At 71.3% G+C, this 8,240-nt stretch carries 5 protein-coding genes; 2 read left to right on the top strand and 3 right to left on the bottom strand.

From position 1 onward, the window contains the following. Positions 1-898: 898 nt before the first annotated feature. The 3 genes from Pme01_RS30410 to Pme01_RS30400 all read right to left on the bottom strand — a co-directional run bounded on the left by Pme01_RS30410 (position 899) and on the right by Pme01_RS30400 (position 3,499). On the bottom strand, positions 899-1,039 hold the full coding sequence (locus Pme01_RS30410) for a hypothetical protein (RefSeq protein WP_168118331.1): 141 nt from the start codon (positions 1,037-1,039) through the stop codon (positions 899-901). A 412-nt stretch (positions 1,040-1,451) separates the two neighbouring features. Further along, entirely contained in the window at positions 1,452-2,993 is a 1,542-nt protein-coding gene (locus tag Pme01_RS30405) for a SagB family peptide dehydrogenase (protein WP_168118330.1), read from the bottom strand. Positions 2,994-3,115: 122 nt separating this feature from the next. Next, positions 3,116-3,499 carry a response regulator transcription factor gene (locus tag Pme01_RS30400; protein WP_168118329.1) on the bottom strand — a complete coding sequence of 128 codons (384 nt, stop codon included), beginning with the start codon at positions 3,497-3,499 and terminating at the stop codon, positions 3,116-3,118. A gap of 400 nt (positions 3,500-3,899) precedes the next feature. Between Pme01_RS30400 and Pme01_RS30395 the strand changes: the two genes are divergently transcribed. Continuing rightward, positions 3,900-5,537: a tetratricopeptide repeat-containing diguanylate cyclase gene (locus Pme01_RS30395; protein WP_168118328.1), complete on the top strand. Its 1,638-nt coding sequence runs from the start codon at positions 3,900-3,902 to the stop codon at positions 5,535-5,537. Positions 5,538-5,675: 138 nt separating this feature from the next. Next, positions 5,676-7,994 carry a glycoside hydrolase family 9 protein gene (locus Pme01_RS30390; protein WP_373315556.1) on the top strand — a complete coding sequence of 773 codons (2,319 nt, stop codon included), beginning with the start codon at positions 5,676-5,678 and terminating at the stop codon, positions 7,992-7,994. Positions 7,995-8,240 lie beyond the last annotated feature (246 nt).

Genomic DNA, 8,240 nt, shown 5'->3' with positions numbered 1-8,240 from the left:
CACATTACCCGAAGTTCGCTCCCGCTCCAAACCGATCATTCAAACCGGTGGAGCAGTCACCCGCTCGGGTCCAGTCTAGGCCGGCGCAGCGCGCCACCCGCCTGGTTTGCCTCACGCGGCTCCGGTTTTTTATCTCCGGCAGCCCCGCGGGCAGAGAGAAAGTTACGCCCGCCTAACCATGATCGTCAAATCCGACGACCTTGTCCTGCGTCACATCCTAGCCACGACCGTCCGAGATGGACGATCCGTTGGCCGGTGACCAGGACGCCAGGTGGGCGAACGCCATGTTCAACACCGACCGGGGGAACTTGATTCCCGCGACCGGCGGTCCAACCCGCATCGAGCAGCAGCCCGACACCGAGCAGAGGACCCTCACGTCAACGCCGTGGACCAGGAAGTCATTCCCGCAACCGGCGCCCCGATCGCACGGACACAGCCGTACGAGCGAGCGACACGGTAGTCAACGCTCGTCCCGCAGAACCCATTCCCGGACGCCGGAACCGGCAGCCAGGGCACGAGATCTGGGGTCGAGCAGCGCCTACACGAACGGCAGTAGCGAACGCGAGGCCGGTGCCCACGGCACCTCTGGCACAACACCACCGCCGCGTACCGCATTCCCCGCTCCGTGCGGGGAGATGGCAACACCGCGACCAGTGACAGCGCAGTACCCAGTACAACCGTGCTGCCCCGCCTCGCATTCCCGGCCACCGGTAGAACCGGCGTCGTCCGGGCGGCACGCACCGGGCAGCGAGGGGTCCAACGCCACGCTCCCCCGCTCCATTCCCATCAGCAAACCAAGCCCACCAGGGAACCGAGCCGACCAGGGAACCCGAGCCCACCAGGGAACCAAGGCGATGGGCCGGTCACCGCGGTGACCGGCCCTTCGGGACCGACGCGGCTACCTGATGGTCAGGAACCCGCCGACGTCGACCGCGTTGCCGTTGGAGGCCGGGTTCCGGGTGCCGAGTACGGGTACCTCTATCTGCCGCGTGGGAACGCGGTGACCACGCCCCGCGGCGGGAGGGTCGTTGATGATCATGGTCGGCAGCGGGGTCGCGGCCTGCGGTGGACAGAGCACTCCTCACCGACGGGGCCGCCCTCACAGGTCGGGACGGACGCCAGGAATGGAGACCTTCGGGTCTGCTTGACCCCGGTTCTCAGGCGCCGGCGGTGCGCTGGTGGTGCGGTACGGGTGCGCGACGGTCTCGACCCGCCCCACCAGGCCGCCGCGGCCATACGATCAACATTGTCTCCGCCCGCGCCGAACCTCGGAGCCGACTCCCTTGCTTTCCGCCATGACCGGGATCAGCCTCGCCCTGCCCGCCACCCCGACGCCCTGCTACCTCGTGTCGATCGCCGCCACGACCCTGCTCGCCGCCGGCCTCTGGCTGCGGTTCCTCACCAGCCGGTAAGACAGCCCGGCAAGCCCTCGGCTCACCAGGCCAGCCGTGTCACCAGGTGAGTCGGGCCGGCCGCCCCGGTGGCCCACCCGGCCTCGACCGGTACGCGGGGATCCCGATAGCGACGGCGAGCATGCAGGCCGCGCGGGTGCCGAACGCCGCAGAGACGTCCTCGTCGGAGAAGGTCAGCCCGGTACCGCCGTGGCCGAGCGCGAACGCGGCCAGTTGCAGGCGTCCAGCGGACAGGCCCGCCTCGAGCTGGGCCACCCGGTACCCGCGGTCGCCGTACCCGTCGAGTACCCGCTCCAGCTCTGCGCACGAGAAGTCCGTGTAGGCCGAGTCGCCGCCGAGCGGCTGGTCCAGGCACAGGTGTTGACTCAGGCGCCGTACCGTCTGCTCCGGTGAGGTCCGGTACGGCCGCGGCGCCCCGTCGACCCAGTGGTACAGCCCCGGCTCCAGGCCCCGTACCGCGTGGATCGCGAGCTCGTGGGAGAGCAGCGACGCCCCGGCCGGGACGGCGTCGACGGGCGCCTGCCGGGTCGCTACCCCCATCCCCCAGTGCAGCAGCTCGGCCGGCACGACGCCACGGCGCATCCGGCGGGTAGAGCCGCGCCGCAGGATCACCGACTCGATCGGTTCGGCGGCGATCCCCGGTGGCGGCTCCACCGACGCCGGCGCGGACGCCGACCCGTCGACGGCCGCCGCCCGCCAGGCGGCGACCTGTTCGGCCGTGTCCAGGTTCCCGGCCTGCTGGGCACGGGTGATCAGCCGGAACTCGATCGGCGCCGGCGACAGCGGGGCGGCCGCGAGGTCCGGCTCGCAGCTGCCGGACAGGGCGCCGACCGGGGCATCGGACGTACCGATCGTGATTACGGCTAACGGGAACTCGGCGACTCCGTCAATGCCGAGTTGCCGGCACAGGGCGGAGTCGACGAAGCCGAGCAGGACGCGCGCCCGCAGCCCGTACGCCTCGGCGACCGCGAGCAGGTTGGCGAGCAGGGAGCCGGCGTCCCAGTACACGTGGCGCCAGCCGCGTTCGCCGTACTTCCACGCGGTCCGCCACGGGATGCCGGTGACCACGAGTAGGGCCGGGCTCGCCGCCACCTCGGGTACGGCGACGGCATCGGCGACGGCCGCGCGGCAGTCGACCGCGGCCAACTCCTCGACGCCGAAGACGTCCGGGGCGAAGTGGTACAGGCCGGCATTGAGCCCGGCCACAGCTCCGGCCACCGCGTACACCTCCAGCGGGTGGAGGTTCCCCGCGGAGGGCGCGGCCCGGAACCAGACGGACCCGTCCGCCGCGGCGACGCGGGTCACGCCGGCGGAGTGGTACAGCAGCCGGGCGAGGAGTTCGAGGTCGACGGTCGCCCCGTCGGGCGGTACCCGTCCGGACAGGGCCTCGGCCGCCGGGGCGCCCCACGACGGCAGGTCGGCGGGGAGGGGGTGGACCCGTGCCTGCGGGTACCGCTTGAACGGGAGGGGCCGGTTGCGCGGATCCATCGGTACGAACCCGGGCACCTTCGGCTCCGGCCAGTGTCCCGCGCCGTGGTTGGTCTCGTGGTGGAACAGCCGGGCCACCTCGCCGCCGTCCATGCCTCATCCCTACCCGGTCGCGGTCCGCCTACGCCCGATGACGGCGTCGACGTGGTGGCGGTGAGGTGGCGGGTCGGTGTCGAGCGCCTCGGCGCCCAATGTGGACGCTGTCCCGGCGTCGGCTACCCCTCGACGACCTGCTGGCGGTCCCGCAGCGAGCTGCGGATCAGGTAGAGGACCTCGTCAGCGCCGAAGGGCTTCGCCAGGTAGTAGTCCGCGCCGTCGGCCCAGGCGCGCGCGGCGGACTCCGGGTCGGCGGCCGCCGTGAGCATGATGACCGGCACCCGGTCACCCTCCCGGCCCCGGATGTCGCGGAGGACGCCGTAGCCGTCGAGGCCCGGCATCATGACGTCGAGGACGACGCAGTCCGGCAGGATTTCGTCCAACGCGCTGACGGCGGTCAGGCCGTCCACCGCCACCCGTACCTCGTGTCCGTCCATCTCCAACACGTCGGCCAGCAGCTGACGGATCGCGGGGTCGTCGTCGACCACCAGGATCTGAGCCATCCCGTCCTCCTGTTCGCGGCGTGTACGTCGGATCTCATATCGGGTGACCGCCGGCTGACCTGAGGCAATGGGCGACTCTCACCACGCTCCGTCGACCCACCCACGGCGCGATCCACACAGGACACCCCTGCCGGCGAAAGCGACACCATCCCCGCGAGGAGGTCGACTATGCATCCGCAATCATCCGATGGGGCAGCCGTACGGTGGACCTTCGGTCAACCGGCCAGCAAAACGACAGTGGGTACCCCTACGGGTGCAGAGTGTCACACCCGTTACCCGCGAAATCGGCGTGCCGTGGTGACATCGTGGTCATGTGCCGGAATGTGCGGGTGATGCGACAGCCATGAGCCAGTCGTCTCCGGACGCGTTCGAGTACGCGGAGAAATTCGGGCATAAGCCTATGAAAAATCACCACGCGGCCGAATCCGATCATTCAGCTCACCGATCGGAGTCCGCGATCGGCGAGCTCGCCGCCGCGCTCGACGAGATCGAGCTGCTGGGCTGGCAGGAGCTCGACGGCGCTTTCGACCTGGCTGCGAGCATCGAGAAGGAAGCGCGCGCGGTATCCGCGGTGGATCTCCAACTGCGGGCACAGCTGGTCCGCGGGGCGGTACTCGGAAGCAGGGGCGAGACGGCGGAGAGCGGCCGGATCCTGCACCGGGTGAACCGGTGGGCCAGCGACCACGACCACCGGTACCTGCTGGCCCGCAGCCACCGCCTGCTGGCGACGTTCTTCCGCCAGGTGGGCGACCTGCCGGCGGCGCTGGAGAACGCCGTGCGCGGCGTGGAGTTCCTGGACGAGAGCGCGCCCCCGGTGATGCGGGGGTACCACCTCGCCACCCTGGCCGGCGCGCTCACCCAGACGAGGTCGTTCGACGAGGCCCGGCAGCGGTACGCCGACGCCGAGCAGATCGGCGAGGCCTTCGGCAACGTGCAGTTACGGCTGCTGGTGCTCAACAATCTGGCGTACATGGAGCACGAGGCCGGTGAGCCGTACCGGGCCCTGGCCACCGCGGAGCGGATGGCGGCGCTGGCCGCCGCGCACGGGATCGCTCTCGACTCGTTCAGCCTCGACACGCTGGCCCGCGCGCAGATGCGGCTGGGTCGCTACGCCGACGCCGAGCAGACGCTGCAGGCGGTCATCTCGGCGCGCACGGTGCTGGCGGTGCGGGAGGTCGACGGGTACGCCGAGTGCCTGCTCACCCTGGCCGAGGTCCAGCGGCTGCGGGGGGCGACCGACCGTACCCGGGCCACCCTGGACGAGTGTCTGCGGATCTGCGAGCGGTCCGACCTGCGCCGGATCAGGATGCGGGCCTGGGGGGAGCTGGCGGAGCTGTACGCCACGCTCGGCTGCTTCGAGGACGCGTACGCGCAGTACAAGGTCTTCCACGCCGAGGCGATGGCGGTCAACAGCGCCGAGCGGGACGCCCGGGCCCACATCCTGCAGGCGGTCTTCGAGACCGACGAGGCGCGCCGCTCCAGCCGGCACTACCGCGACCTCGCGCTACGAGACCCGCTCACCGGCCTGTACAACCGGCGGTTCGTCGACAGCCAACTGCCCGCGCTGCTGCGTGAGTCGGTGGACGGCGGAGCGCCGCTGTCGATCGCCCTCATCGACATCGACCACTTCAAACGGATCAACGACACGCTCTCCCACGACGTCGGGGACCAGGTGCTGCGCACCTTCACCACGGTGCTCAACGCCGGTCTGGCCGAGCTGTTCGACGCCGACGAGCCCGACCCGACAGCGGCGTTCGCCGCCCGCCTCGGCGGCGAGGAGTTCCTCCTCGTCCTCCCCGGCGTCGACGGCCCGGAGGCGGTCCTCCGGCTGGACAAGCTGCGCCGGGCCATCCGCTCGCACCCGTGGCGGCCGCTCACCGGCGACCTGCCGGTGACCGCCAGCATCGGCGTGGCCACCGGCCCGGGCGCTGGTGCCAGCCAGTCCGCCCTGCTCCGGCAGGCCGACCGGAACCTGTACCTGGCCAAGAACGCCGGCAGGGACCGTACGGTCGGGGATCCCCCGGCAGCAGTGGAGTGATCGCCGATCGGGCACCGTCGACCTGATCCGTTCGGCCAGGTTGACACATGGCGGGAGTGCGCATAAACATCGCTCTATCCTTGTCGGGAGCGCTCCCAGGCGGCGCACCCGGCCCGCCCAGCCTCGCGAGGAGCCCCCGTGATCCGACCTCCCACCCGTCCGGCCAGGGCAACTGTTCCGGCAAAGGCAGCCACCATCGCGGCCGTCGCCGTGGCCCTGGCCGGCTCGCTGCCCGGCGCCGCCACCGCCGGAACCGGTGCCGCCAGAATCGCCGCCGCCGACGCTCCGGAACAGATCGTCAACGGTACGTTCGACGCCGGCACCGCCCCGTGGTGGTGGACCGGCAACACCGCTCCGTCCATAGTCGACGGGCAACTCTGCGCCGACGTACCCGGCGGCACGACCAACGCGTGGGACGTCATCATCGGGCAGAACGACCTCCACCTGCGTACCGGCGAGTCGTATGCGTTCTCGTTCACCGCCTCGGCCGGTCAGCCGGTCGGCGTGAAGGCCAACATCCAGCTCAGCGAACCGCCGTACACCGCCGAGCTGTCGCAGCCGGTCACCCTCGGCGCCTCCGCCCGGTACAGCTACTCGTTCACGTCCGCCACCGACACCGACCGCGGCCAGGTGGCGTTCCAGATCGGCGGCAGCGCCCAGCCCTGGCGGTTCTGCGTGGACGACGTGTCACTCAAGGGCGGCGAGGCGCCCCCGGCCTACGTACCGAACACCGGCCCGCGGGTACGTGTCAACCAGGTCGGCTACCTGCCGTACGGGCCGAAGCGGGCGACCGTCGTGACCGACGCCGCCGACCCGCTGCCCTGGCAGCTCGCCGACGCCGCCGGGGCCGTGGTCGCGTCGGGTACCACGACGCCGCGCGGGCTCGACGCGTCGTCCGGTCAGCGGGTGCAGACACTGGACTTCAGCGGGTACACCAGGGCCGGCGCCGGGTACAGGCTCACCGTCGACGGGCAGACCAGCCACCCGTTCGACATCTCCGGCTCCACCTACGACCGGCTGCGCTCGGACGCCCTGCACTTCTTCTACGTCCAGCGCAGCGGCATCGCCATCGACGACGCCCTGGCGCCGGGGTACGCGCGACCGGCCGGGCACGTGGGAGTGACGCCCAACCAGGGCGACACGAACGTCCCCTGCCAGCCCGGGGTGTGCGACTACCGACTGGACGTGCGCGGCGGCTGGTACGACGCCGGCGACCACGGCAAGTACGTGGTCAACGGCGGCATCGCCACGTACCAGCTGCTCAACGAGTACGAGCGGACGAAGACGGCGGACGTGGTGCGCCGCGGTGCGCTCGGCGACGGCAGCCTGCGCGTACCCGAGCGGGGCAACCGGGTACCGGACATCCTCGACGAGGCGCGCTGGGAACTCGAGTTCATGCTGCGCATGCAGGTACCCGCCGGCCAGCCCCTCGCCGGCATGGTCCATCACAAGGTGCACGACCAGGCCTGGACCGGGCTGCCGCTGCGCCCCGACCAGGACCCGCAGCCGCGCGAGCTGCACCCGCCGTCGACGGCCGCGACCCTCAACCTCGCCGCGACCGCCGCGCAGTGCGCCCGCCTGTACGCCCCGTACGATCGCGCCTTCGCGGCCCGCTGCCTGAACGCCGCCCGTACCGCGTGGTCGGCAGCGCAGGCCAACCCGGCGGTCTACGCCAGCCCGAGCGACGGAAACGGCGGTGGCGCGTACGACGACAACGACGTGCGCGACGAGTTCTACTGGGCGGCCGCCGAACTGTTCATCACGACCGGCCAGCAGACGTACCTCGACGCGCTGAAGGCGTCGACGTACTGGAGCGGCGACGCGTTCGGCTCGGGCGGGTTCGACTGGCGCTCGGTGGCCGCCGCCGGCCGGCTCGACCTGGCGACCGTGCCCAGCCGGCTGCCGGCCGCCGACCGGGCTGCCATCCGCGGCTCGGTGCGCGCCGCCGCCGACCGGTACCTCGGGACCGTCCGTGACCAGGCGTACGGGGTGTCGATCACGCCCGACCAGTACGTCTGGGGGTCGTCGGCCGTGGTGCTCAACAAGCTCGCCGTCATCGCCACCGCGTTCGATTTGACCGGCGACCGGCGGTACCGGGACGGGGTGCTTGAGGGGCTCGACTACGTCTTCGGCCGCAACGCCCTCAACCAGTCCTATGTGACCGGATACGGCGAGCACGACTCCCACAACCAGCACAGCCGGATCTACGGCCACCAGCTCGACCCGACCCTGCCGAACCCGCCGGCCGGCTCGATCGCGGGCGGCCCGAACTCCGCGCTCCAGGACCCGACCGCCGCCAAGCTCCTCGCGGGCTGCGCGCCGCAGTTCTGCTACATCGATGACATCCAGTCGTACGCGACCAACGAGGTCGCGATCAACTGGAACTCGGCGCTGTCCTGGGTGGCCTCGTTCGCGGCCGACCAGCGTGACGGCGGCCGTCGCGGCGACGGCCGGTAGCACCACAACGGCCGATGGGCCGGGGATCGGTACCGATCCCCGGCCCATCGGCCGTTGTTCTGGCTCTTCGGCTCAGGCCCGGGTGAACTTCTCCCACGGGCCGTTCACCGGCCGGTTGGCGCGCAGCGGCCCGCCGCTGGCCGGGTTGTCGATGCTCACCCACAGGCCGTTGGCGTTCGCGTTCAGGCTGACCGTACCGTCGTCGTTGGTGACCAGCCTGAACTTCTCCCACGGCCCGATCGCGTT

It is taken from the genome of Planosporangium mesophilum (genome assembly GCF_016863255.1).
Taxonomy (GTDB): domain Bacteria; phylum Actinomycetota; class Actinomycetes; order Mycobacteriales; family Micromonosporaceae; genus Planosporangium; species Planosporangium mesophilum.
The sequence above is the reverse complement of the archived record's forward strand: the minus strand, read 5'-3'. Positions and strand labels throughout refer to the sequence as shown.

Excerpts from the sequence above, each read along its gene's own strand:
- Pme01_RS30405 (WP_168118330.1), bottom strand. The coding sequence starts at position 2,993 with ATGGACGGCGGCGAGGTGGCCCGGCTGTTCCACCACGAGACCAACCAC.
- Pme01_RS30395 (WP_168118328.1), top strand. The coding sequence starts at position 3,900 with ATGAAAAATCACCACGCGGCCGAATCCGATCATTCAGCTCACCGATCG.
- Pme01_RS30410 (WP_168118331.1), bottom strand. The coding sequence starts at position 1,039 with ATGATCATCAACGACCCTCCCGCCGCGGGGCGTGGTCACCGCGTTCCC.
- Pme01_RS30400 (WP_168118329.1), bottom strand. The coding sequence starts at position 3,499 with ATGGCTCAGATCCTGGTGGTCGACGACGACCCCGCGATCCGTCAGCTG.